This is a genomic window from Azoarcus sp. L1K30 (genome assembly GCF_018122735.1).
In the GTDB taxonomy this organism is placed as follows: domain Bacteria; phylum Pseudomonadota; class Gammaproteobacteria; order Burkholderiales; family Rhodocyclaceae; genus Parazoarcus.
This window is the reverse complement of the sequence record NZ_JAGRRD010000001.1, coordinates 2078909-2100455: the sequence shown is the minus strand read 5'-3', so window position 1 is coordinate 2100455 and position 21547 is coordinate 2078909. Positions and strand designations below refer to the sequence as shown.

General features: G+C 62.9%; 26 protein-coding genes and 1 pseudogene. 11 read left to right on the top strand and 16 right to left on the bottom strand.

Going from position 1 to position 21547, the window contains the following annotated elements; genetic code table 11:
- Nucleotides 1-108: 108 nt before the first annotated feature.
- The 3 genes from J5J83_RS09590 to J5J83_RS09580 form a co-directional block, all read right to left on the bottom strand.
- Nucleotides 109-984, bottom strand: a complete 876-nt coding sequence (locus tag J5J83_RS09590) for a phosphoribulokinase (protein WP_212348443.1) — start codon at nucleotides 982-984, stop codon at nucleotides 109-111.
- Between the two features lie 52 nt (nucleotides 985-1036).
- On the bottom strand, nucleotides 1037-1300 hold the full coding sequence (locus J5J83_RS09585) for a hypothetical protein (protein ID WP_249115666.1): 264 nt from the start codon (nucleotides 1298-1300) through the stop codon (nucleotides 1037-1039).
- Between the two features lie 91 nt (nucleotides 1301-1391).
- Nucleotides 1392-2201 (bottom strand): inositol monophosphatase, encoded by an 810-nt coding sequence (locus tag J5J83_RS09580; protein WP_212348440.1) that lies wholly within the window; start codon nucleotides 2199-2201, stop codon nucleotides 1392-1394.
- A gap of 126 nt (nucleotides 2202-2327) precedes the next feature.
- On the opposite strand from J5J83_RS09580, the gene J5J83_RS09575 reads away from it, so the two are divergent.
- From J5J83_RS09575 to J5J83_RS09555, 5 genes are all read left to right on the top strand, one after another.
- A complete protein-coding gene (locus J5J83_RS09575; RefSeq protein ID WP_212348437.1) occupies nucleotides 2328-3050 on the top strand; it encodes a 16S rRNA (uracil(1498)-N(3))-methyltransferase in 723 nt (240 codons plus the stop codon).
- Nucleotides 3051-3128: 78 nt separating this feature from the next.
- Entirely contained in the window at nucleotides 3129-4616 is a 1488-nt protein-coding gene (pap, locus tag J5J83_RS09570) for a polyphosphate:AMP phosphotransferase (RefSeq protein ID WP_212348434.1), read from the top strand.
- A gap of 222 nt (nucleotides 4617-4838) precedes the next feature.
- A complete protein-coding gene (gene argA / locus J5J83_RS09565) occupies nucleotides 4839-6161 on the top strand; it encodes an amino-acid N-acetyltransferase (RefSeq protein ID WP_212352954.1) in 1323 nt (440 codons plus the stop codon).
- A gap of 7 nt (nucleotides 6162-6168) precedes the next feature.
- Nucleotides 6169-7620, top strand: a complete 1452-nt coding sequence (locus J5J83_RS09560) for a diguanylate cyclase (protein WP_349251880.1) — start codon at nucleotides 6169-6171, stop codon at nucleotides 7618-7620.
- A 107-nt stretch (nucleotides 7621-7727) separates the two neighbouring features.
- Nucleotides 7728-8000: an oxidative damage protection protein gene (locus J5J83_RS09555; RefSeq protein ID WP_212348431.1), complete on the top strand. Its 273-nt coding sequence runs from the start codon at nucleotides 7728-7730 to the stop codon at nucleotides 7998-8000.
- Nucleotides 8001-8101: 101 nt separating this feature from the next.
- Here the strand turns inward: J5J83_RS09555 and phoU are convergent, their stop codons facing one another.
- From phoU to glp, 3 genes are read right to left on the bottom strand one after another with little or no spacing between them, the layout of a single operon-like run.
- A complete protein-coding gene (phoU, locus tag J5J83_RS09550; protein WP_212352941.1) occupies nucleotides 8102-8803 on the bottom strand; it encodes a phosphate signaling complex protein PhoU in 702 nt (233 codons plus the stop codon).
- A 60-nt stretch (nucleotides 8804-8863) separates the two neighbouring features.
- Nucleotides 8864-9526 (bottom strand): ribose-5-phosphate isomerase RpiA, encoded by a 663-nt coding sequence (rpiA, locus tag J5J83_RS09545; protein WP_212348428.1) that lies wholly within the window; start codon nucleotides 9524-9526, stop codon nucleotides 8864-8866.
- Between the two features lie 28 nt (nucleotides 9527-9554).
- On the bottom strand, nucleotides 9555-10805 hold the full coding sequence (gene glp / locus J5J83_RS09540; RefSeq protein WP_212348426.1) for a gephyrin-like molybdotransferase Glp: 1251 nt from the start codon (nucleotides 10803-10805) through the stop codon (nucleotides 9555-9557).
- Between the two features lie 97 nt (nucleotides 10806-10902).
- Here glp and J5J83_RS09535 point away from each other — a divergent pair, with 97 nt between their 5' ends.
- Nucleotides 10903-11742, top strand: a complete 840-nt coding sequence (locus J5J83_RS09535; RefSeq protein WP_349251879.1) for a ferritin-like domain-containing protein — start codon at nucleotides 10903-10905, stop codon at nucleotides 11740-11742.
- 78 nt (nucleotides 11743-11820) lie between these two features.
- Here the strand turns inward: J5J83_RS09535 and J5J83_RS09530 are convergent, their stop codons facing one another.
- The gene (locus tag J5J83_RS09530; protein WP_212348419.1) at nucleotides 11821-12447 is read right to left on the bottom strand and encodes a c-type cytochrome; all 627 of its coding nucleotides are present in this window, start codon (nucleotides 12445-12447) and stop codon (nucleotides 11821-11823) included.
- 122 nt (nucleotides 12448-12569) lie between these two features.
- On the opposite strand from J5J83_RS09530, the gene yihA reads away from it, so the two are divergent.
- Both yihA and hemB read left to right on the top strand, forming a co-directional pair.
- Complete coding sequence (gene yihA, locus J5J83_RS09525; protein WP_212348417.1) at nucleotides 12570-13244, top strand: ribosome biogenesis GTP-binding protein YihA/YsxC; 675 nt, start codon at nucleotides 12570-12572, stop codon at nucleotides 13242-13244.
- A gap of 182 nt (nucleotides 13245-13426) precedes the next feature.
- Nucleotides 13427-14443, top strand: a complete 1017-nt coding sequence (gene hemB / locus J5J83_RS09520; RefSeq protein ID WP_212348414.1) for a porphobilinogen synthase — start codon at nucleotides 13427-13429, stop codon at nucleotides 14441-14443.
- Between the two features lie 28 nt (nucleotides 14444-14471).
- Here the strand turns inward: hemB and J5J83_RS09515 are convergent, their stop codons facing one another.
- The 3 genes from J5J83_RS09515 to bioB are packed head-to-tail and all read right to left on the bottom strand — an operon-like array spanning nucleotide 14472 to nucleotide 17060.
- Nucleotides 14472-15119: a pyrimidine 5'-nucleotidase gene (locus J5J83_RS09515; protein WP_212348411.1), complete on the bottom strand. Its 648-nt coding sequence runs from the start codon at nucleotides 15117-15119 to the stop codon at nucleotides 14472-14474.
- 17 nt (nucleotides 15120-15136) lie between these two features.
- Nucleotides 15137-16060 (bottom strand): methyltransferase domain-containing protein, encoded by a 924-nt coding sequence (locus J5J83_RS09510; protein ID WP_212348408.1) that lies wholly within the window; start codon nucleotides 16058-16060, stop codon nucleotides 15137-15139.
- Between the two features lie 7 nt (nucleotides 16061-16067).
- A complete protein-coding gene (gene bioB / locus J5J83_RS09505) occupies nucleotides 16068-17060 on the bottom strand; it encodes a biotin synthase BioB (RefSeq protein ID WP_212348405.1) in 993 nt (330 codons plus the stop codon).
- Here bioB and J5J83_RS23235 point away from each other — a divergent pair.
- The 3 genes and pseudogenes from J5J83_RS23235 to J5J83_RS09495 form a co-directional block, all read left to right on the top strand.
- Nucleotides 16948-17313, top strand: a pseudogene (locus tag J5J83_RS23235) (double zinc ribbon domain-containing protein); the annotation flags it as partial. The gene bioB and the pseudogene J5J83_RS23235 sit on opposite strands and share 113 nt — an antisense overlap.
- A 9-nt stretch (nucleotides 17314-17322) precedes the next feature.
- Nucleotides 17323-17826: a ComF family protein gene (locus J5J83_RS09500; protein ID WP_349251947.1), complete on the top strand. Its 504-nt coding sequence runs from the start codon at nucleotides 17323-17325 to the stop codon at nucleotides 17824-17826.
- A gap of 35 nt (nucleotides 17827-17861) precedes the next feature.
- Nucleotides 17862-18326: a tRNA (cytidine(34)-2'-O)-methyltransferase gene (locus J5J83_RS09495; RefSeq protein ID WP_212348400.1), complete on the top strand. Its 465-nt coding sequence runs from the start codon at nucleotides 17862-17864 to the stop codon at nucleotides 18324-18326.
- A 48-nt stretch (nucleotides 18327-18374) separates the two neighbouring features.
- Here J5J83_RS09495 and J5J83_RS09490 read toward each other — a convergent pair whose 3' ends face one another.
- From J5J83_RS09490 to J5J83_RS09465, 6 genes are read right to left on the bottom strand one after another with little or no spacing between them, the layout of a single operon-like run.
- A complete protein-coding gene (locus tag J5J83_RS09490) occupies nucleotides 18375-19358 on the bottom strand; it encodes an NAD(P)H-dependent glycerol-3-phosphate dehydrogenase (RefSeq protein WP_212348397.1) in 984 nt (327 codons plus the stop codon).
- Between the two features lie 5 nt (nucleotides 19359-19363).
- Complete coding sequence (locus J5J83_RS09485) at nucleotides 19364-19810, bottom strand: SH3 domain-containing protein (RefSeq protein WP_212348394.1); 447 nt, start codon at nucleotides 19808-19810, stop codon at nucleotides 19364-19366.
- A 9-nt stretch (nucleotides 19811-19819) separates the two neighbouring features.
- Nucleotides 19820-20275 (bottom strand): protein-export chaperone SecB, encoded by a 456-nt coding sequence (gene secB / locus J5J83_RS09480; RefSeq protein ID WP_212348391.1) that lies wholly within the window; start codon nucleotides 20273-20275, stop codon nucleotides 19820-19822.
- A 32-nt stretch (nucleotides 20276-20307) separates the two neighbouring features.
- Entirely contained in the window at nucleotides 20308-20583 is a 276-nt protein-coding gene (gene grxC / locus J5J83_RS09475) for a glutaredoxin 3 (RefSeq protein WP_212348388.1), read from the bottom strand.
- Entirely contained in the window at nucleotides 20580-20996 is a 417-nt protein-coding gene (locus J5J83_RS09470; RefSeq protein WP_212348385.1) for a rhodanese-like domain-containing protein, read from the bottom strand. Before J5J83_RS09470 ends, grxC begins: the two co-directional genes overlap by 4 nt.
- 18 nt (nucleotides 20997-21014) lie before the next feature.
- Complete coding sequence (locus J5J83_RS09465) at nucleotides 21015-21353, bottom strand: metalloregulator ArsR/SmtB family transcription factor (protein WP_212348382.1); 339 nt, start codon at nucleotides 21351-21353, stop codon at nucleotides 21015-21017.
- Between the last annotated feature and the right edge of the window lie 194 nt (nucleotides 21354-21547).

Genomic DNA, 21547 nt, shown 5'->3' with positions numbered 1-21547 from the left:
TCGTGGTGCCGCACCGGCCTGTTTCGGGACGCGAGGCGGCATGATCCGGGATGCCGGATTACGCGCTGTCGTGCTCTGGCTGCGCATTCGCCGGCGACCGGGTGTGTCTCAGACCCATTGCCGGCGACGCTCCATCAGCTTCCAGATCAGCGGCGTCAGGATCAGCTGCATGGCAAGGTCGAGCTTGCCGCCGGGGACGACGATGGTGTTGGCGCGGCTCATGAAAGCATCGTGGATCATCCGCAGCAGGTAGGGGAAGTCCACGCCCCGCGGGTCCTTGAAGCGGATCACGACCATCGACTCGTCCAGCGTCGGCACATCGCGCGAAATGAAGGGGTTCGACGTATCGACGACCGGGACGCGCTGGAAATTGATATGGGTGCGGGAAAACTGCGGCACGATGTAATGCACGTAGTCATGCATGCGGCGCAGGATGGTGTCCTGCACTGCCTCGGCGGAGTAGCCGCGCACCCGGGTATCGCGATGGATCTTCTGTATCCACTCCAGATTGATGGTCGGTACCACACCAATCAGCAGATCGACATGGCGCGATACGTCGACCGGTTCGGACACCACCGCGCCGTGCAGCCCCTCGTAGAACAGACAGTCGGTGCCAACCGGGAGGTCTTCCCAGGTAGTGAAACTGCCCATCGGCAGGTTCCATTGCATCGACTGGGCTTCGTTGTGGATGTAGTAGCGCCGGCGACCAGTCGCCGATTCGCCGTATGCCCGGAACAGGTTTTCGAGGTCTTCGAACAAGTTGGCCTCGGGGCCGAAGTGGCTGACGCCGCGTTCGCCGGCCTGCTCGGCTTCCTCGATCAGGGACTTCATCTCGGCGCGGGTGAAGCGATGAAAGCTGTCCCCCTCGACAATGGCCGCGTTGACGTTCTCGCGGTGAAAGATGGCCTCGAATGTGTGCTTGACCGTCGTGGTGCCCGCACCCGAGGAGCCCGTCACCGCAATGATTGGATGTTTCAGGGACATGATGTGCTCTGCGCGCAGGTATAGGCAGGCGCCCGCGTGTCGAAGGGGCCAGTCATTTGTTGCGATCGGCTGCGGCGTGCGCCCGCGCGCAGGCGACGACGAGGACATGCACTTCCGCTGCCGACAGTTCCGGATAGCGTTCGCGCGCGACGCGGTAGGCAAGATGATCCAGCGTGCTGTTCGCCCAGCGGCTTTCGCGCGCAAAAAAAGGCGCGAACAGCGTGTAGGCTTCGTCGAAAATTTCGCGCACGCGGTGGTAGCGCCGCTGCTCGGACGATGCATCCTGCGCAGCGGGAGACGATGAAGGCATTGACATGATGGCGGCCAGAAAGACGTTTCGCATCAATCATAGCGCGAGATGGTGCGGTGCAGAGTTGACCTTGCTCATCTGCGGCAGGCCTGCTGGTTCAGGAGTGGGCCTGGAGCCAAGTGCGCCACTCGTTGAAAAGTGCGGGGCTCGCTGCGGCGACGACCCCGCGCTTGACCGCCGGGCCGGCCATCAGGGTACCGCCATCCAGCGCCATCGCCTCTCCGCCCGATTCCTGCAGGATCAGATGGCCCGCGGCGTAGTCCCACAACATCTGTCCGCCGTGCAGGTAGACATCCAGGCGACCGGCGGCGACGAAGCACCATTCCAGCGCACTTGAACCGAAATTGCGTTGCGAATAATAGGGCGGGCGCACCGCGAGCTCATCGCCAAGGTGGTTGCTGATACGCTTGAAGTCGACACCGGCAACCGCGTCCTTGAGGCGTAGCGTGCCGCTGCGCAAGGGGAGTTCGCTGCCGTTGAGGAAGGCGCCGGCGCCCTTGGCGGCGTAAAAGCTCTCGTCGGCAATCGGGTTGTACACAACGCCGAACCGCGGCTCGTAGTCGACCAGATAGGCGATTGACACGGCAAAGAAGGGAATGCCGTTGGCAAAATTCGTCGTGCCGTCGATCGGATCGATGCACCACAGACCGCGGCGTCCTTCGCTCCACAGACGGGCCTGCTCCTCAGCGCTCATCTCCTCGCCGAGCACCGGGCCGGGCATCAACTGCGGCAAGGCCTCGCTGAATCTGCGCTGGGACTCGAGGTCGGCCTCGGTAAAGAAGCTGCCGTCGGCCTTGCGGTTGCGCGCGGATTTCAGGTATCGAGGCAGAATTTCGTCGCGTGCGATCTCACGCACCAGCGATTCGAGGGCGCGGGCGCGGGCCAGGCGTTGTGCTGCAGTCGGCATCTCAGGCACTCCGTGGGGCTGTTGGCGGCTGTTTCATTGGCGGTTGCGTGCATATTGCGCAGAAAAGCGCATTTCCGCTGCGGCTGCGATGCACCGCCGTAGAACGTGCATGCCTATAATCTTACGATGATTTCACGCTTTCATTTTCCCGGTGTCCTGCCACAGGGGGGCGAGTTGCCCCTGCCCGAGGCCGTTTCCCACCATGCGCTGCGCGTGCTGCGTCTGAGCGATGGAGACCCGTTGGTCTTGTTCGATGGCTCTGGAGGCGAGGTGGCTGCGCGGCTCGACATACGCGGGAAGCGCGGTTTCGCGGTGCTTGGCGAGCGACGCTCGATCAGCCGCGAGTCGCCGCTGGAGATCGTCTTGGTGCAGTCGCTGGCCAGTGGCGACAAGATGGACTGGATCATCCAGAAGGCGGTGGAGCTCGGTGTCGCAGGTGTGATCCCGGTGCAGGCCGAGCGCTCGGTCCTGCGGCTCGCGGGCGAGCGTGCGCAGAAGCGCCAGGCACACTGGCAGCAGGTTGCGGTCGCCGCCTGTGAGCAGTGCGGGCGTAACCGGGTGCCCGAGGTCACGCCGGTGCAGACGCTGAGCGCCTATCTCGAGGGTTGGAGCGCGGTGCCCAAGGTGGTGCTGGCGCCAGGTGCGACACACACGCTTGGCACCATGTCGCCGCCGGAGGGGGCGATGCATTTGCTGATTGGCCCCGAAGGGGGGTGGAGCGACGCGGAGCTTGCCGTTTGCCAAGGAGCTGGCGCCATTGCACTGGGCCTGGGGCCGCGGATACTGCGAACCGAGACGGCGGGACTGGCCGCGGTCGCCGCGATCCAGGCGCGCTGGGGAGATTTCTGAGCGTGTGCCGAAAGTCGGCGCAGCGTGCGACCGACAAGACCAAAGTCAGGATTGACCATGTTCGCGAAGGGAGGGTGAATGTTCGAATCTGCCGAGTTGGGCCATAGCACGGACAAGGCGACCTACGAAGAGGCGGTGCCGCCACTGCGTGCCGCGCTGCTCGATGCGCAGTTCGAGTTGCTCGACCTCAAGCAGTTTGCAGTCGTAGTGTTGATCAACGGAATCGATGGCGCGGGCAAAGGGGAAACGGTCAATCTGCTCAACGAATGGATGGACCCGCGCCACATCGAGGCATGGGCCTTCGACGGCCCGCCCGAAGGGGCCGCGGGGCGACCGTTCATGTGGCCTTTCTGGCGCGTGCTGCCCCCAAAGGGAAAGATCGGGGTGCTGTTCAACAACTGGTATACCGATCCGATTCGCGAACGCGTGGAGCGCAGCAGCAAGAAGGCGGATTTCGACCAGCGCATCGACGAAATCCGGCGCTTCGAAGAGATGCTCACCCATGAGGGCGTGCTGTTGATCAAGCTCTGGTTTCACCTGTCCAAGGAGGGACAGAAGAAACGTCTCAAGGATCTCGAGAAAGACCCCAAGACGCGTTGGCGGGTGACCGAGCGCGACTGGCATTTCTACGAGCAGTACGATCGCTACCGGGATGTGGCCCGCCGGGCCTTGCGCCTGACCAGCACCGGAGACAGCCCGTGGACGATCGTCGATGGTAGTGATCCGCGTTTTCGCGCGCTGTTCGTCGGCCGCGTACTGCTCGATGCGCTGCGCAAGCGGCTCGACATTGCGCAGAAGCACTGGGCGCCGCGCAAAACCGCCGCGCCGCTGCCGCCAGCCATCGATTCGGTGAACCTGCTCAACAGTCTGAAGCTGCGGCAGGATATGGAGAAGAAGGAATACGAGGATCTGCTGGAGCGTTACCAGGGGCGACTGGCGCTGCTGACCCGTGAAGCGGCCTTTCGTCAGCACGCGCTGGTGCTGGTCTTCGAGGGGGGTGATGCCGCCGGCAAGGGCGGCGCCGTTCGACGTATCACCGCGGCGCTCGATGTGCGTCAGTACCGCATCGTTCCGATCGCAGCCCCGAGCGAGGAGGAGAGAGCCCAGCCCTACCTTTGGCGCTTCTGGCGTCACCTGCCGGCACGGGGCAAGGTGGTGATCTTCGACCGTTCCTGGTATGGGCGGGTACTGGTGGAGCGGGTGGAGGGCTATTGCTCCGAGGCCGACTGGATGCGTGCCTATGCGGAGATCAACGATTTCGAGGATCAACTGGTGCAGGCCGGGACCGTAGTGGTCAAGTTCTGGCTGGCAATCAGCAAGGACGAGCAGCTGCTTCGCTTCAAGGCGCGCGAGGCCGAACCACACAAGCGCTTCAAGATCACCGAGGAGGACTGGCGTAACCGTGAGCGTTGGGACGATTATGCGCAAGCGGTATGCGACATGGCGGACCGGACGAGTACCGAAATCGCGCCGTGGACGCTTGTGGAGGCGGACAACAAACTCTATGCCCGGATCAAGATTCTGCGTACCGTCTGCGAGGCGCTGGAGGCTGCACTGGCGAAGTAGCGGGGCAACCGGAGCGACTGAGACAGGTGGCGAAACGCAATGTTGCACTTCGGATCGAGCGGGCCGGTGCGAAATTGCGGCTCCGCTTCCGCTAGAATCCGGACATGACAAACGCGCGGCAGCAGACGTCCTGCTGGCTGCCCGCCTTAACCGAGCGGTGATTTCTTGAGCGATGTGCCCGTCCCTGAAAAGTCCTCCGAAACCGGCGCGGTCGCGCAGGCGGTGGCGAGTGTCGACTCGACGGCCCATTTTGTCGCCTGGGTGCGTGGTGCTGCGCCCTACATCCATGCCTTTCGCGGCAAGACTTTCGTCGTAGGTTTCGGGGGCGAGGTGGCCGGTGGCGAACTGGCGCAGAAGCTTGCGTACGACTGCAATCTGCTAGCGGCCCTCGGCATTCGCCTGGTGCTTGTGCATGGCGCCCGCCCCCAGATCGATGCCGAGATGTCGCGCCGCGGTCTCGAGTCGCGTTTCTACAACGGCATGAGGGTTACCGATCCCGATGCTCTCGAATGCGTAAAGGCAGCCATGGCGGTCACGCGTTTCGAGGTCGAGGCGCTGTTGTCGCAGGGGCTTCCCAATACGCCGATGGCAGGTAGCTACATGCGCGTCACCGGTGGCAACTTCATCACGGCACGTCCGGTGGGGGTGGTCGACGGGGTGGACTTCCAGTTTACCGGGGCGGTGCGCAAGATCATCGCCGATGAAATCAATGCCGACCTCGATCAGCAGAATGTGGTTCTGATCACGCCCTTGGGAGTGTCGCCGGCGGGCGAGATCTTCAATCTGTGCATGGAGGAAGTCGCCGAGGCGGTTGCCATTGCGGTCAAAGCCGAAAAACTGATCTATCTGTGCGATGCGCCCGGTCTGCTAGATGGTGAGGGCGGCTTGATTGAATCCGTTACGGCCGATGAGGCGCAGCGCCATTTCGACGCAGGTGAGGGCCTGACCGAAGACCTGCACTTGTACCTGCCGTGCGCAATCCGCGCCGTCCGCAAGGGCGTCGCACGGTGCCATCTGATTGACCGCGACAAGGATGGCGGGCTCTTGCTTGAGTTCTTCACGCACTCCGGTGTCGGCACCGTGGTGTCGCGCGATGCCCTGTTCCGCCTGCGCGAAGCGAGCATCGACGATGTGGCTGCACTGGTTTCGCTGATCTCGCCCATGGAAGCGGACGGTACATTGGTGCGCAGGGGCCGCGAACTGCTCGAGCAGGAGGCCGAGCGCTTTACCGTTGTCGAGCATGACGGCATGCTGGTCGGCTGCGCGGCGCTGTACCCGTTTACCGAGGATAACGCAGCCGAGCTCGCATGCCTGGCGGTCGTGCCCGAGTATCGTCGTGCGGGTCTGGGCGATCAGCTGCTCAAGCGCATCGAGCGCCGTGCGCGGGTGCAGCGGCTGGAGCGGCTGTTCGTGCTCACCACCCGGACAGCGCACTGGTTCAGGGAACGTGGTTTCAGCGAAATCGGGCCCGAGGCGCTGCCACAGCGCAAGCGCGATCTCTACAATCTTCAGCGTCGCTCGAAGGTTTTCGTGAAGGTGCTATGAGAATCCGGTGCGCGGGATTTCGTTCAGCCGAATGGACAACTGGGAGCGTGTGTTGAATCTGTTGCCGCGCTTGCGCCGCTGGATTGGCGATCGGGTATCGACATCGACGGCAGCCGAGGCCGACGAGCTTGCGCTGCTGCGCAGTGTTGCTGCGGGCATTCACGGGGTTGAGGCACTTTTCTCAGGGAATGGTCAGCTACGCTGGATCAGCCCATCCGTAGAGCGTCTTACGGAACGCCTCCCGGCGCTTTACCTGAGTGCAGACGATGCCTTGGCCATGCTGGTGCATTCTTCCGATCTTGCCTACTGCCGGCGCACGATGAGCGAGGTGCTGGCGACTGGGGAGGGGCGCGATTTCGAGCTTCGCCTGCTGCGTGACGACGGCAAGATCAATTGGGTGGCGTGCCACTGGCGCGCGCTGCGTGATGCCCATGGGGGCGTTCTGGGAGTGCGGATGTCGGCCGAGGACATCCAGGCCCGCAAGGAAACCGAATATACCCTGCTCGAGACGGTTGCCGAGCTGCGCCGGGCGCAAGCATTGCGGGAGCATTACCTCAAGCGAAGCAATGACGAACGTCATCGCCTGTCGGCGCTGCTCAACGTGATACGGCTCGGGATCCTGTTCATCGATCGTGATCATCGTGTGCTCTATTACAACAGCGCGATGCTCAAACTCTGGTCATATCCGCAAGGGGAAAACCTGATTGGCGTGCGGGATGTCGTTCTGCAGAATACGATCGCACCGTTGCTCGTTGCCCCCGAAGACTACTTCGCGCATGTCGAGTCCGTCATACGAAGGCCCCAGGTAAGTGAGCCCTACGAGTTCCACTTCAAGGACGGCCGCATTGTTACCGACATCTCGGCTGTGGTCGAAGGCGATCTCGACGGGCGAGGCATCGGTCGAGTGTGGATCTACGAAGATGTGACGGAGCAGCGTCAGGTGGCCGAACAACTCGTTGCGCTGGCCGAGCGCGACCCGCTGACCAACCTGTTCAATCGCCGGCGGTTTCATGAGGAGCTCGATCGCCTGCTCGCCGATGCGGAGCGCAGGCAGTCCACCGTTGGCTTGCTGTCCTTTGATCTGGATGGCTTCAAGCCCATCAACGACCGCTTCGGTCACCTCGCCGGAGACCAGGTGCTTGTCGGACTGGCCGAAAGCCTGCGCCGGGTCGTGCGTCGCAACGAGATGTTCTTCCGTCTCGGCGGTGACGAATTCGCGGTACTGATGCCCGACGCGAGCACCGATGCACTGTCGGAGCTTGCCACGCGATTGCTTGAAGGCGTGTCAGCGCTGCAATTCAACTTCGCCGGGCAGGATGCCCGCGTGACTACCAGCATCGGTGCTGCCTGTTTCCCCCTTCATGCGCACGACGTGGAATCGCTGATGGCGTCGGCGGATCGTGCGATGTATCGATCCAAGAAGGCCGGGCGCAACCGGTGGACGCTGGCAGACGGCTGAAGCTGACGCGCGGTCTGTGGGCGCGTGCAATTGCCCGGCTTCGGCAGGCTGATAGAATGGAGGCGTGAATTGCCGACCAACCCGACTATTGCAAAGAGGATTGAACGATGACCCGTATGGTCAATTGCGTGAAACTGGGCCGCGAAGCCGAAGGCCTCGACCTGCCGCCGGTGCCGGGCGAACTGGGCAAGCGGATTTACGCCAGTGTGTCGAAGGAAGCATGGCAGCAGTGGGTGAAGTATCAGACCATGCTCATTAACGAGAATCGTCTCAACCTGATGGATGCGCGAGCGCGCAAGTATCTGGCCGAGCAGATGGAGAAGCATTTCTTCGAAGGCGGCGCGGACCAGATTGGTGGCTACGTGCCGCCAGCGAACTGAGGCAGCCTTCCGGCCCGGTTTGCGGCCGGATGTGACGAAACGGAAAGGGGATGGCCCGCGCAGGCGGGCCATCCCCTTTCTTCGATTGATGCTGATGCTGCTCAGCTGTCGCGCTTGACGCCTTCAGCCGCTGCCGACTTGGCATAGCGCACATCCCGGCCCTGGACCAGAAAGACAACGTATTCTGCAACGTTCTTGGCGTGGTCGCCGATCCGCTCGATCGCCTTGGCAATGAAGAGCACTTCCAGGCTGCTGGAGATCGTGCGCGGATCTTCCATCATGAATGTGATCAACTGGCGCATCGTGCCCTTGAAGTTGGCGTCCACCTCCTCGTCCTGGGCGGTGATGGCCGTCCAGTTCGACACGTCCGCGCGGGCGAAGCTGTCGAGCGCGCTGCGCAGCATGTCGAGCACGAGCCCTGTGGCGTGGCTCAGATCGATGCGCATCGAGAACGGGTGGTTGCCGGAGTGAAGGCGCTTGCCCGCCTTGGCGATCTTCTTCGCTTCGTCGCCGATGCGCTCGAGATCGGCGATGGCCTTGATCACGGTCATGACCAGGCGCAGGTCGACCGCCGCGGGCTGGCGCTTGGCGATGATCTGACTGCACTCTTCGTCGATCTCGACCTCGAGCAGATTGATGCGGTGATCGCCGTCGATCACGCGGTCGAGCAATGCGACATTGCCGCTTTTCAATCCTTCCAGCGCATTTGCAACCTGGGTTTCGACCAGTCCGCCCATTTGCAGCACGCCGGTGCGGATTTTTTCCAGTTCGGTGTCGAACTGCTTGTGGGTGTGTTCGGTCATTTTGAGCATGGCTTGATCCAGGAAGGGGATAGGCTAGCAGGCGAAAATTAAAGTATTGTTTCAGTCACGAACCTGACGCTCGACGCCGCCGGCGCCCGCCAGCAGCAGGACGTCCGCCCCACGGCGCGCGAACAGGCCGTTGGTGACCACGCCGACGATCTGGTTCAGCCTCTCCTCGAGCCCCACCGGGTCGCTAATCGACAGGCCGTGCACGTCGATGATAAGGTTGCCGTTGTCGGTGACGAAACCGGTACGCAGTTGCGGTCTGCCCCCGAGGCGCACGATCTCGCGCGTCACTTGGGGGGCCGCCATCGGAATGACTTCGATCGGCAAGGGGAAACGGCCCAGCGTGGCGACCTTCTTGCTGGCGTCGCAGATGCAGACGAAACGGCGTGCTACCGCGGCGACGATTTTCTCCCGCGTCAGCGCGCCGCCGCCACCCTTGATCATGCAGAAATTGCCGTCGATCTCGTCAGCACCATCGACGTATACCGGAATCTCGTCCACTTCGTCGAGGCCGAACAGCCGAATGCCATGCGCAGCGAGTCGCTTGGAGCTGGCTTCCGAGCTGGAGACGGCACCGCGAACACGATCGCTCAGCGTGGCAAGGCCGTCGATGAAGTGATTGACAGTCGAGCCTGTACCGACGCCGACAATGCTGCCAGCCTCGATTTCATCGAGCGCCGCCAGCGCGGCTGCCTTCTTGAGTTCGTCCTGAGTCATGAATGTTCCGAGATGAGGTTGAAAAGAGTTACACGAGTCCGTGGAAAGGCTGCACCAGGACCCGTTCGCCGGTCTGCACGCCCGTGCACTCCTCCGGCAGGACGATGAAGCAGTCGGCTTCGGACATCGAACGCAGTATGCCGGAACCTTGCGCGGCGGCAGGTGAAACGTGTACCTGCCCGTCCTCGCGGCTCAGTCGGCCGCGCAGGTACTCGCAGCGTCCTGCTTGCTTGCGGATGGGTTCGGTGCAGCTGGCCTCGAACAGCTCGGCCGGCGGCAGGGGCGTAACCCCCATGAGCTTGAGCAGTGCGTCCTGAACGAACTGGTAGAAGGTAACGAGCACGGCCACCGGGTTGCCGGGCAGGCCGAACAGCACGGCCTTGCCGATGCGGCCAAAGGCCATCGGCCGGCCCGGCTTGATGGCCAGTTTCCAGAACGCCACTTCGCCCATCCGCCTCATCATCTCGCGGATGAAGTCGGCTTCGCCGACTGATACGCCGCCACTGGTGATGATGACATCGGCAGCCCGCGAGGCGTCGTCGAAAGCGGCCTCGAGTGCGGCGGGATCGTCGGCGATGACGCCCATGTCGATGAGCTCGCAGCCCAGGTGCTGCAACGCACCGAAGAGGGTGTAGCGATTGCTGTCGTATACCTCGCCGGGCGCCAACGGGCGGCCGATCGAGGCGATCTCGTCGCCCGTGGAAAAGAAGGCCACCCGGAGGCGGCGGTATACCGTGACTTCGGCAATCCCGAGCGATGCGATCAGGCCCAGTTCGGCCGGACCGCAACGTCGTCCTGCCGCCAATGCCGTGCCGCCGAGCGCGAGATCTTCGCCAGCGCGGCGCAGGTTCTGTAGGGCGCGTTGTCCGGGCGGAATGATGACCTGCTTGTTCTCGACGCGAGTGACCTCCTGCACGACGATCGTGTCGGCGCCCTCCGGAATGGCTGCGCCGGTCATGATGCGGATCGCCTGTCCGGCGCCGACGATGCCGGAGAAGGGGCGTCCGGCGAAAGCGGTTCCCACCACCGTCAATGTGGTGTCACCGCTCGCGGCGAGGTCGGCCGCACGTACGGCGTATCCATCCATTGCCGAGTTGTCGTGTGCCGGCACGTTACACGGCGCGATGACATCCTGCGCAAGCACACGGCCCAGTGCGGACCGCACGGCCACGCGTTCCCAGCCGACGATCGGCGCAATTGCCGCAAGAATGGCGCTGCGTGCCTGCTCGACGCCGAGGAAAGTCTTCGGCGATGTTTCAGGGGGCTTTGGCTGAGTCATTTGCACAATCCGGAGTGACGGTAACGATGCGTAATGCAGACTCCTTTTTTACCACATCGAGGTTCAGGGCGGCGGATCTAACCGACGTTTGGCGAACATGCGGCCACCGGCTGCCGCTAGAATGCGGCGCATGATCCGGAATGTGCACGATGCCGCGCTGGCGGCCCTGATGATCGACGATCCCGTCGCCAAGTGTGCCGCGGCAGCCGCGCTGCGGCATGATTGGATTGCCCGCACACTCGACGTTCTTGAGGGGGGCGACGATGCGCGTGCCATAGCCGAGCCCGGACGCCCTTCGCGGCCGCAGTTGGTTGCGCCTCAGGCATTGTCGAGCCGACACATCGGCAGCCGGGAAGGTCATGCCGCGCTGTTGCATGCGATCGCGCATATCGAATTCAATGCCATCAATCTTGCTCTTGATTGCGTGCATCGGTTCCGCAGCATGCCGGCCGCCTTTCACCGCGACTGGATCCATGTTGCCGCGGAGGAGGCGTCTCACTTTGAACTGGTGCAGGCGCGTCTTCATGCCTTGGGTCATGGCTATGGCGACTTTTCGGCGCACAACGGGCTGTGGGACATGGCGTGCCGCACTGCAGATGACGTGCTGTCGCGCATGGCGCTGGTGCCGCGCGTGCTGGAGGCGCGCGGGCTCGATGCGACGCCGATGATCGTCGCCAAGCTGAGGCGCATCGGTGATGATGAGAGTGTCGCGGTGCTCGATGTCATCCTGCGCGACGAGGTTGGGCATGTGGCGATCGGCGATTACTGGTTCCGCGATTGTTGTGCCCGGCGCGGGCTGGATGCGGAGGCGGTCTATCTCGAGTTGATGGAGCGCTTCAACGCGCCGTGGCCACAGGCGCCGCTTCATCGTGAGGCTCGACTTGCCGCCGGATTCAGCGCGGCCGAACTCGATCGGCTTGCGCGGGGCCGTCGCTGAAAGAGATCATCGGCGCGCACGCGCGGTGCACGAAAAAAGGGTGGCTACGCCACCCTTCGTATTCACCGTCGGTCGTGCTCAGCGCAGGCCGGCTGCGTAGTCAGCCACGGCCTTCATTTCCTTGTCGGTCATCTTGAGCGCAATCATGCGCATCATCGAGTTCGGGTCGTTTGCACGTCCGCCGTCACGGAAGCTCTTGAGTTGGGTGTCGGTGTATTCCGCAAACTGGCCGGCAAGTGCAGGGAATTGCGCGGGCAGTCCGGCACCGGCGGGGCCATGACAGGCTGCACAGGCGGGAACGCCCTTTGCCGCGATGCCCGCGCGCCAGATCTGCTGACCGGCATTGATCGTGTCAAGGTTCTTGGCGACATCGGGCTGCAGCTTCTGCGATGAGAAGTAAACCGCCAGCGCCTTCATGTCGGCTTCGTCGAGCGCTGCGACCATGGCACCCATGACCGCGTTTTCACGTACCGGTGCCTTGCCGTCCCAACCCTTGAATTCGCGCAGTTGCTTGAACAGGTAGTCACTGTGCTGACCGGCGAGCTTCGGGTAAGCCGGGAGTTGGCTGTTGCCGTCCGCGGTGTGACAGCCCGCGCAGACTGTCTCTGCAGTCTGTTTTGCCTTGGCCAGGTCGGGTGCCTGATCCTGAGCCTGGAGGCTGCCTGCGACCAGCAGCAGCGAGAGCAGCAGGGAACGCTTGATCATGATGTCCTCGGAAAGCCGTAAGTGAGAATGTCCCAAAACGCGGTATTCTATATCACGAAACCCCCGTTGCGCGATGCGATGAGGGTTTTTACCCAGTCCAATGGCCTTTGAGCCCCATTTAGATGCCTATTTTCCGCAACGCACAATTCGAAATCTCGATCGCCAAGCCGTCCGGCCTGCCGCCGCCGAAGGGGGCGGAGATCGCTTTCGCCGGGCGCTCCAATGCCGGAAAGTCGAGTGCGATCAATACGCTGGCTGGACATGTCCGGCTGGCTTACGTGTCGAAGACGCCGGGGCGCACCCAGTTGCTCAATTTCTTTCGGCTCAACTGTGGCGCCTGCCTCGTCGATCTTCCCGGTTATGGTTATGCGGCTGTGCCGGAGAAGATTCGTCGCGAGTGGGGCGGGCTGATCGAGAGCTACCTGAAAGAGCGCGAGAACCTGATCGGCCTCGTGTTGATGATGGACTCCCGGCGGCCATTGACCGACCTCGATCGCCAGATGATCGGCTGGTTCGCGCCCTCCGGCAGACCCATCCATGTCTTGCTGACCAAGAGCGACAAGCTCTCGCGTGGTCCGGCCGCCGCAACGCTGATCGCGGTGCGCAAGGAGTTGGCGGCCTACGGCCCCCAAGTCACGGCACAGCTGTTTTCGAGCCTGAAAAAGACGGGTGTCGAAGAGTGCGAACGCATTGTCTCGGGCTGGCTGGGCATGGATGCGCCCGACGCCGCTTCGTCCGCGGCCGATGGTTCGCCTGCACAAACAAAAACCCCCGGCGAAGGGGGAGGCCGGGGGTGAAAGCCTCCATGTGAAGAGGCCCCGCTCAGGGAGGTGAAGCGGGAGATGGTTCATCACCATCTTCAGCTTCAGATATTCTCCACCATGCGAAGTTCCCGCGGGCAAACGTTACCGTGTGTTAATTTTTCGTGATTGCCTTGCCCGATCATTCAACATTCCGAATCAACGCTGCCGGACCTGACATGCCAGTCAATTCGAACTTTCCTTCCACCCGCATGCGGCGCATGCGGCGTGATGATTTTTCCCGTCGCCTGATGCGCGAGAACGTGCTGACGACGGACGACCTGATCTACCCGGTGTTCGTCCTTGAAGGGGCGGGGCGGGTCGAGCCGGTGACGTCGATGCCCGGAGTGTCGCGTGTAACGATCGACGGCCTGCTGCGCGTTGCCGAGGAGGCCCAGACGCTGGGCGTGCCCGCACTGGCACTGTTTCCCGTTGTCGATGCCGGCCGCAAGTCGGCTGCCGCCGAAGAAGCATGGAACCCCGAAGGCCTGGTGCCGCAGGCGGTGCAGGCGCTGAAGGCACGCTTCCCCGATCTTGGCGTGATCACCGACGTGGCGCTCGACCCATACACCAGCCACGGTCAGGACGGATTGATCGATCCGGCCGATCCTCGCGCTTATGTGCTCAACGATGAGACCCTGGAGGCATTGGCGAAGCAGGCGCTGTGCCACGCTCAAGCCGGCGCCGACATCGTTGCACCATCGGACATGATGGACGGACGGGTGGCACGGATTCGTGCCGAGCTCGATGCCGACCGCCGCATTCATACGCGGATACTGGCGTACTCGGCGAAGTACGCGTCGAGCTTCTACGGCCCGTTCCGCGATGCAGTCGGGTCCGCCGGCAATCTGGGCAAGGGCAACAAGCATACCTACCAGATGGATCCGGCCAACAGCGATGAAGCCATTCGCGAAGTGGCACTGGATATCGCCGAAGGCGCCGATATGTACATGGTAAAGCCCGGCATGCCTTACCTTGACATCGTGCGTCGGGTCAAGACCGAGCTGCAGGTGCCGACCTACGTGTACCAGGTCAGTGGTGAGTACGCCATGCTCAAGGCTGCGGCTGCCAACGGCTGGCTGGATGGGCGGGCAAGCGCGATGGAGGCGCTGCTGGCCTTCAAGCGTGCCGGTGCGGATGGCATCCTGACTTACTTTGCCCTCGATGCCGCGCGCTGGATGCGCACGTGCACCTGATCATGCTGCGCCAGGCGACGCCGCGGACTTAGCCGTAAAGGCTGCCTGCGGCTCGCCGCAACTTCAGAATCGAGCGGATCTTTACGTCGACATAGGCGGGGTGACGCGTGCCCGCGCCGACCAGCACCGTGCGCATGCCCAGCATGCGTGCGGTGCGCAGATTGACGGCGGTGTCTTCCACCATGATGCAGCGCCGCGGCTCGAGGCGGTAGCGCCGGATGATCTTGCGATAGGCGGCAATCCCGGGCTTGGGCTGCATGCCAAGCGCTTCGATGCCGACCACATCGTCGAAGAGCCCACGAATCCCCATGACCTCGAGCGCGGCGTCGATGTAGGCCCGCGGAGCGTTCGAAAACACGATCTTGCGCCCGGGCAATTTCTTCAGCATGGCTTTGAGGGCGCGATCGAATACCATCAACTTGTGCAGGCGCTCGAACCGGTGCGTTTCCTGCAGGAAGTGGTGGGGATCGGTGGCGTGATGGCGCATCAGCCCCAGCAAGGTCGCACCGTATCGTCGCCAGTAGTGCATCCGCAGTGCGTTGGCTTCGTCGTTGCTGAGCGCGAGGTGACGCTCGAGATAAGCCGTCATGCTGCGATTGATGTGGGGGAAAATGTTAGGGCTGGCGTCGTGCAGCGTGTTATCCAGGTCGAATAGCCAGACAGGTGCTGTCGTCATGATTGTGATCCGGTCGTTCAGCCGCGGTGATCGGTGCCCGGGCGGGGGCGAAACTGGATGACCGCACGACCGTCTTCGGCGGTTCTGGGCGCCGGCTTCCATGCGTGCCCCTGTATGACCTCGAACGTGGCCGGTAGCCGCCCCTGCATGCGCAGCCGCTCGTAGTGCGAGCGTGCCGCGGCCCAGCCGCTGCGGCCGCTGAGCCCCCGCGGCCTCGAGGTGGCCGCGTTGTTGCCGCCGCTGGCGCGCAGGTCGTTGAGCAGGGTGTCGATATCACGGTAGGTCAGGGTCAGCACCTCCATGTCCATGACGGGGTCTGAGAAGCCTGCCTTGACCAGCGCATCGCCAATGTCATGCATGTCGATGAAACGGTGCACCCGTTCGCCTGTCTGGGTGGGCAGGGCCGTGCGCAATTCGCGCAGGGTGTCGGGACCGAAGGTCGTGAACATCAGTAGCCCGTCGATCTCGAGCACCCGATGCATTTCCTGCAGTGCCGGCAGCGGGTCGTGCAGGCCTGGCAGCATCAGGTTCGACCACACCAGGGAAACGCTTGCGCGCGCCAAGGGCAAGGCGATCGCGTCCGCCGCGACCAGTGGCATGGCACGCGGGCCGCTGCCCAGCAGGCGGCCGATCAGGCGTTGCGGCAGCCGGGTCTGCGGTGCGGTGTGCTGTCCGGCGAGGTGCAGCATGGGCAGTGCGAAATCAAGCCCGATCAGCTCGGCGTCAGGAAAGCGCCGGCGCAGGCCCAGCAGGTCGTGGCCGGTACCGCATCCGAGGTCGAGTATTCGCCGCGGTGCAATGCGGATGTAGTCGAGCCGTTCATCCATGCGACGGGCGATCTCGCGGCCGACGGGATCCGCGCTGTCGTAGCTTGCAGCCGCCTTGCCGGCACGCCGGCGCAGCAAGCGGCGGTCGAGCTCGAAGTCGTTGTCCTGCGCCACGTTCCGGTCAGATGGCGGTCAGGCCGAGGCGGACGAAGAGCTGTTCGTCATGGCCGGCGTCCGGATTGTCCGTCGTCAGCAGGCGTTCGCCGTAGAAGATCGAGTTGGCGCCGGCCATGAAACACAGGGCCTGCAGCTCATCGCTCATTTCCTGCCGTCCGGCAGAAAGGCGGACGAAACTGGTCGGCATGGTGATGCGCGCGGCCGCGACAGTGCGCACGAACTCGAAGGGGTCGAGTTTGCCGCCGTCCGCCAGCGGGGTTCCCGGGATCTGCACCAGATTGTTGATCGGCACGGATTCCGGCGGTGGGTTCATGTTTGCCAACTGCGCAATCAGGCCTGCACGGCCGAGTTGGGTCTCGCCGAGTCCGACGATGCCGCCCGAGCAGACATTGATGCCAGCGCCACGCACCCGGTCGAGGGTGTCGAGGCGATCCTGCAGCGTATGGGTCGTGATGACCTCGCCGTAGAACTCGGGTGCCGTGTCCACGTTGTGGTTGTAGTAATCGAGGCCGGCGTCAGCCAATTGAGCGGCCTGTCCTTCGCCAAGCATGCCCAGCGTGACACAGGTCTCGAGGCCGAGTTTCTTGACTTCGCGCACCATCTCAAGCACCGGGACCAGATCCTTGTCCTTCGGTCCACGCCACGCCGCGCCCATGCAGAAACGGGACGAACCCTTGGCTTTCGCCGCTCGCGCATGCTCCAGAACTTCATCAATGGGCATCAATCGTTCGCGTTCCAGGCCCGTGTCGTAACGGGCGGATTGCGAACAGTATCCGCAGTCTTCCGAGCAGCCGCCAGTCTTGATCGACAGCAGCGTGGAGCGCTGCACCTCGCCCGCGGTGAAATGCTCGCGGTGCACCTGCTGCGCGCGGAACAGGAGATCCATGAAGGGCATGTCGAACAGTGCCTGGACGTCGGCAACACGCCAGCGCACTTCGGCAGGGTTGCCGTCAGATGCTGCCTTGCGGACGAACTGCAGGGTTGATGTACTTGTCATGATTCGTGGTCCACGCTGTAATCCCGTAACCCCCCATCTTCGTTCACAGCAGGAAAACTTGTCAAACCTACATGATCGACTGCGTGCCCTGATAAACCATGCATTAAATGTGGTCATGCCCCAGGATTGCTTTCTCTGTGCGGCGCGCTCGTACGATCAGCCTCTATGTGCGGCCTGCCGGGCGGAGCTGCCCGCGCAGCTGGCGCCAGGCTGTCCAATCTGTGCGCTGCCGACACCGTCCGGGGCGGTTTGCGGGCACTGCTTGGTCGCGCCTCCTGCTTTCGATGCGACCCGTGCCGCCTTTGACTACGGCTTTCCGATCGACGTGCTGGTACAGGCGCTGAAGTATCGTCACCGTCTGTCGCTGGCAGCGTTCTTTGCGCGGGCGATTGGCGAGCTGAAAGGCGATTTCGACCTGATCGTGCCAATGCCGCTTCACGCGCGCAGGTTGGCCGAGCGCGGATTCAACCAGGCGGTGGAGATTGCTCGCCCGTTGGCCAAGTCGTCGGGGGTGCCGATGGTGCTCGCAGGGGTGGCGCGGGTTCGCGATACACCATCCCAGGCAAGCCTCGGGCGGGCCGCGAGGGTGAGCAACATGCGCGCGGCGTTTGCCTGCGAGTTGAAGCTGGATCGCCGGTCCGTCCTTGTCATCGACGATGTCATGACCACCGGCGCCTCGCTCGATGCGTTGGCCCGTTGCCTGAAGGCACAAGGCGCTCGCCGGGTCGAAAATTGCGTGGTTGCCCGCACGCCTGCAGCGCTCTGAGCTAAAGTGCGCGCTTTGCAAGCGCCCATTGATCAATGTTCGACATCGTTCTGTTCGAGCCGGAAATCCCGCCGAACGCCGGCAACATCATCCGCCTGACGGCCAATACCGGCACCCGACTTCATCTGGTCGAGCCGCTGGGTTTCGATCTGAGCGACAAGCACCTGGCGCGCGCAGGTCTGGACTATCACGATCTGGCTCATGTGACGGTGCATACAGGCTGGGACCGCTGCATGTCGAGTCTGGCGGGACAGCGCATGTTTGCACTGAGCACGCGAGGCGGGGTACGGCACGACCGGGTCGAGTATCGGGCGGGTGATGTCCTCGTATTCGGTCCGGAGAGTCGGGGACTGCCGGATACGGTCCTGCAATCGGTCGCGCCCGAGTGCCGGGTGCGCATCCCGATGCGCCCGGCCAACAGGAGCATCAATCTGTCAAATGCGGTGGCGGTGGTGGTCTATGAAGGATGGCGTCAACTCGGGTTCGAGGGCGCAATCTGAGCCGTGGCCGGTCGCGTCGAAGCCCGCGTTCGATGCTGCGCCTGAACGCTACTCTTGCTTCGGGTCGCGTGCGAGGAGCTGTTCAACCACTTCACGGGCAACGTGCCCCTCGTGCAACAACGCATTGACCGCGGTACAGAGCGGCATGTCCACGCCGACGCGCTCGGCCATGGCCGCCACTTCGCGGGCCGTGGAAACACCCTCGGCAACATGGCCGAGATCACGCAGGATGTCGGTCAATGTCTTGCCCTGTGCCAGCGCGAGGCCGACCCTGCGGTTGCGTGACAGATCGCCGGTGCAGGTGAGGATGAGGTCACCCATGCCGGCCAGCCCCATCAATGTTTCCGGCTTGCCTCCCAAGGCATCGGCGAGGCGCGCGATTTCGGCCAGGCCGCGGGTGATGAGTGCGGCACGCGCGTTGAGACCGAAGCCCATGCCGTCGGAGACGCCAGCGGCGATGGCCATGACGTTCTTGAGTGCCCCTCCGATCTCGCAGCCGACGACGTCGGTGTTCGCGTACAGCCGCAACAGGGGTTGATGCAGATTGTGCACCCATTGTGTTGCGAAGTCGGCATCGGCCGAGGCGATCGCAACCGCTGCCGGCAGTCCGCGCGCAACCTCTGCCGCGAAGCTCGGCCCCGTGAGTACGCCGCAAGACGCGTCGGCACCGAGTTCCTCGAAGACGATTTCGTGGGGCAGACGCGCGCTACCAGCCTCCAGTCCCTTGCAGGCCCAGATCAGCGGTGTACCGGGCTGCAGTCGGTGCAGCGTGCGCGTGGTGTTGCGCAAGCCGGCCAGCGGGGTGACGACAAGATGAAGGTCGGCACCGAATGCCGCCTCATTGAAATCGCTGGTGAGCCGGAGCACCGGGTTCAGCGGCAGCCCGGGCAGGTAGCGGCGATTTTCCTTGTCCTGGCGCAGTTCTTCGACATGGGCTGGATCCCGTCCCCACAGCGTGACTTGGTGGGCGTCCGAAAATGATTGGGCGAGGGCCGTGCCCCATGCGCCAGCACCGAATACCGAAATCTGCATCTATGTTAGAGCCCCCATACCTCATTGACGCGCAAATAGCCGCTGGCACCATCGGCATGACGAACCTTGATCCAGCCCGCCGCTGCGGATTCCACGAATTCGAGGACGGCGTCTTTCACCGTTGTGAATACTGCCGGTGCGTTGTCGTTCGCCGTCTGCCTGACCGTGGCTTGAGCGACGGTGACGAGAACGGTGCGCTTGTCGGCCAGTGCGCGACGATCGATCCACGACAGGCTGCCCGACGGGTCGCGAACCTTGACCCACTTGTCGAGCGTCACGACCATTTCAACCGGTGTGCCGGCAAGTACGATGGCGAGCTTCCTGCCCTTGTCCGATGGCGTGTCGTAGACGATCGACGGCGTAGAGACCGAGCGAAAATCGATCGCGAAGCTGGCGGTGCTGACCGCCGCCAGCGCAAGAGCCGCCCAGAGCTTCAGATAGCGAGTGCGCATGGGTGCTGCTTACTGAACCGGAATGTCGCCAGTGGGTGCTTGCTGCTGGCGTGCCTGATAGAGGGCCTCGAAATTGACCGGTGCGAGCAGCACGGGCTGGAAGCCGGCGCGGGTGATGGCGTCGGAAACCGCTTCGCGTGCATACGGGAACAGGATGTTCGGGCAGCCGATCATCATCACCGGCTCAAGGTCGCCCTCGGGGACATTGCGGATCTGGAATACGCCAGCTTGGGCCACTTCGACGAGAAAGACGGAACGGTCTTCGCCCAGCTTTGCGGATACGGTGACGGTCAGGACGACTTCAAACAGGCCGTCGTCGACGGCGTTGCCGTCGGTGCGCAGCTGAACGTTGATCTGCGGGTTCTCGCGCTCGAGGAAGATCTGGGGTGCGTTTGGCACTTCAAGAGAAAGATCCTTGACATAGATCTTTTCGATGGAGAACACGGGTTGTGCGTTTTCGGTCATTTGAGTTGCCTGAATCGGTTATGAGTAAGTGGTCAGTCTTGGTTGCCATTGAGCAATGGCATGAGAGATCCTGCAGCATCGAGTGCGTGGAGGTCGTCGCAGCCGCCGACATGGTAGTCGCCTATGAAGATTTGCGGAACCGTCCTTCGACCGGTGATCTGCATCATCTCGGCACGCAGTGCCGGGTCGTTGTCGACATTGAAACGGCGCAGATCCGTGACGCCGCGGGCTTGCAGAAGCTGTTCGGCGCGCACGCAGTAGGGGCAATAGCTGCTCGTATAGATGCGGACCTGGGGCTGTTTGCTCATTTCTTCTTGCGTCCGACGGGTTGTCCGGCCTTCTCCCACTCGATGATGCCACCTCGGAGATTGTAGAGTTTGTCGAAACCCGCCTTCTTCAGGGTGGCCAGCGCCGACGCTGAGCGCGCACCGGTCGCGCAACACAGGATGATCGGGCGGTCCTTGAATTTCTCCAGATCGGCGCTACGGCGGCCGAGATCACCCAGGGGGATGTGCCGTGCATTGGGAATGTGCCCTTTGCTGAACTCGGTCTGCTCGCGCACATCGATCACGATGGCGTCTTCGCGATTGATCAGTGAGGTTGCTTCGATCGGGCTGAGCTGGCTCTTGTTGCCCTGGTTGCGGACAAAGTCAAAGAGCAGCCAGCCGCCGGAAACGGCAGCCAGCGCCGCCCACGCAAGGTTTTGTTGCAGGAATTCCACGAAATCGTTGCTCCGGAGTTATGGCTTGTTGGGTTGGGTCGGGGGTACGCCGCAGAATACCTCGCGCATCAGCACGATCAACTGCAGCGTGCGCTTGTCACCTACACGGTAGTAGACGCGGTTGGCATCCTTGCGTGTCTGCAGCACCCCCTTGTCACGCAGTATTGCAAGATGCTGGGAGATATTGCTCTGGGACGTTCCGACGGCTTCCACGATGTCTTGCACGCACACCTCGTCGCCGCCGAGGATGCAGAGAATCTTGAGCCGGAGCGGATGGGCGATCGCCTTGAGCGCACGCGCAGCGGTTTCGATGTGTTCGTGCTTGTTGATCAGCTCGAAGATGTCTTGATTGTTCACGGGATGGCCGGAAGGGCAAAGTCAGTAGTATAAAATAACGCGTTGTCGCCTTGCGCGCCATCTCTGTCGTTCGATCGTCGCAAGGCAGGTGTCAGCTTACGATCAATTCTTTCCGGGCCCGATCTCTCTATGTACATGGATGTTCTGTTCACTCACGGCAACGATGCTCGGGCGGGGGCCAGGTGCGGCGTGAC

What these genes read in the sequence shown, in the direction of transcription:
- J5J83_RS09575 (WP_212348437.1), top strand. Translation starts at nt 2,328, where the DNA reads ATGATTTCACGCTTTCATTTTCCCGGTGTCCTGCCACAGGGGGGCGAG.
- grxC (WP_212348388.1), bottom strand. Translation starts at nt 20,583, where the DNA reads ATGAGCAAACAGCCCCAGGTCCGCATCTATACGAGCAGCTATTGCCCC.
- yihA (WP_212348417.1), top strand. Translation starts at nt 12,570, where the DNA reads ATGCCTATTTTCCGCAACGCACAATTCGAAATCTCGATCGCCAAGCCG.
- hemB (WP_212348414.1), top strand. Translation starts at nt 13,427, where the DNA reads ATGCCAGTCAATTCGAACTTTCCTTCCACCCGCATGCGGCGCATGCGG.
- J5J83_RS09585 (WP_249115666.1), bottom strand. Translation starts at nt 1,300, where the DNA reads ATGTCAATGCCTTCATCGTCTCCCGCTGCGCAGGATGCATCGTCCGAG.
- phoU (WP_212352941.1), bottom strand. Translation starts at nt 8,803, where the DNA reads ATGACCGAACACACCCACAAGCAGTTCGACACCGAACTGGAAAAAATC.
- J5J83_RS09530 (WP_212348419.1), bottom strand. Translation starts at nt 12,447, where the DNA reads ATGATCAAGCGTTCCCTGCTGCTCTCGCTGCTGCTGGTCGCAGGCAGC.
- J5J83_RS09590 (WP_212348443.1), bottom strand. Translation starts at nt 984, where the DNA reads ATGTCCCTGAAACATCCAATCATTGCGGTGACGGGCTCCTCGGGTGCG.
- J5J83_RS09535 (WP_349251879.1), top strand. Translation starts at nt 10,903, where the DNA reads ATGCGGCCACCGGCTGCCGCTAGAATGCGGCGCATGATCCGGAATGTG.
- J5J83_RS09495 (WP_212348400.1), top strand. Translation starts at nt 17,862, where the DNA reads ATGTTCGACATCGTTCTGTTCGAGCCGGAAATCCCGCCGAACGCCGGC.
- rpiA (WP_212348428.1), bottom strand. Translation starts at nt 9,526, where the DNA reads ATGACTCAGGACGAACTCAAGAAGGCAGCCGCGCTGGCGGCGCTCGAT.
- bioB (WP_212348405.1), bottom strand. Translation starts at nt 17,060, where the DNA reads ATGACAAGTACATCAACCCTGCAGTTCGTCCGCAAGGCAGCATCTGAC.
- J5J83_RS09485 (WP_212348394.1), bottom strand. Translation starts at nt 19,810, where the DNA reads ATGCGCACTCGCTATCTGAAGCTCTGGGCGGCTCTTGCGCTGGCGGCG.
- J5J83_RS09515 (WP_212348411.1), bottom strand. Translation starts at nt 15,119, where the DNA reads ATGACGACAGCACCTGTCTGGCTATTCGACCTGGATAACACGCTGCAC.
- J5J83_RS09490 (WP_212348397.1), bottom strand. Translation starts at nt 19,358, where the DNA reads ATGCAGATTTCGGTATTCGGTGCTGGCGCATGGGGCACGGCCCTCGCC.
- pap (WP_212348434.1), top strand. Translation starts at nt 3,129, where the DNA reads ATGTTCGAATCTGCCGAGTTGGGCCATAGCACGGACAAGGCGACCTAC.
- J5J83_RS09555 (WP_212348431.1), top strand. Translation starts at nt 7,728, where the DNA reads ATGACCCGTATGGTCAATTGCGTGAAACTGGGCCGCGAAGCCGAAGGC.
- secB (WP_212348391.1), bottom strand. Translation starts at nt 20,275, where the DNA reads ATGACCGAAAACGCACAACCCGTGTTCTCCATCGAAAAGATCTATGTC.
- J5J83_RS09580 (WP_212348440.1), bottom strand. Translation starts at nt 2,201, where the DNA reads ATGCCGACTGCAGCACAACGCCTGGCCCGCGCCCGCGCCCTCGAATCG.
- glp (WP_212348426.1), bottom strand. Translation starts at nt 10,805, where the DNA reads ATGACTCAGCCAAAGCCCCCTGAAACATCGCCGAAGACTTTCCTCGGC.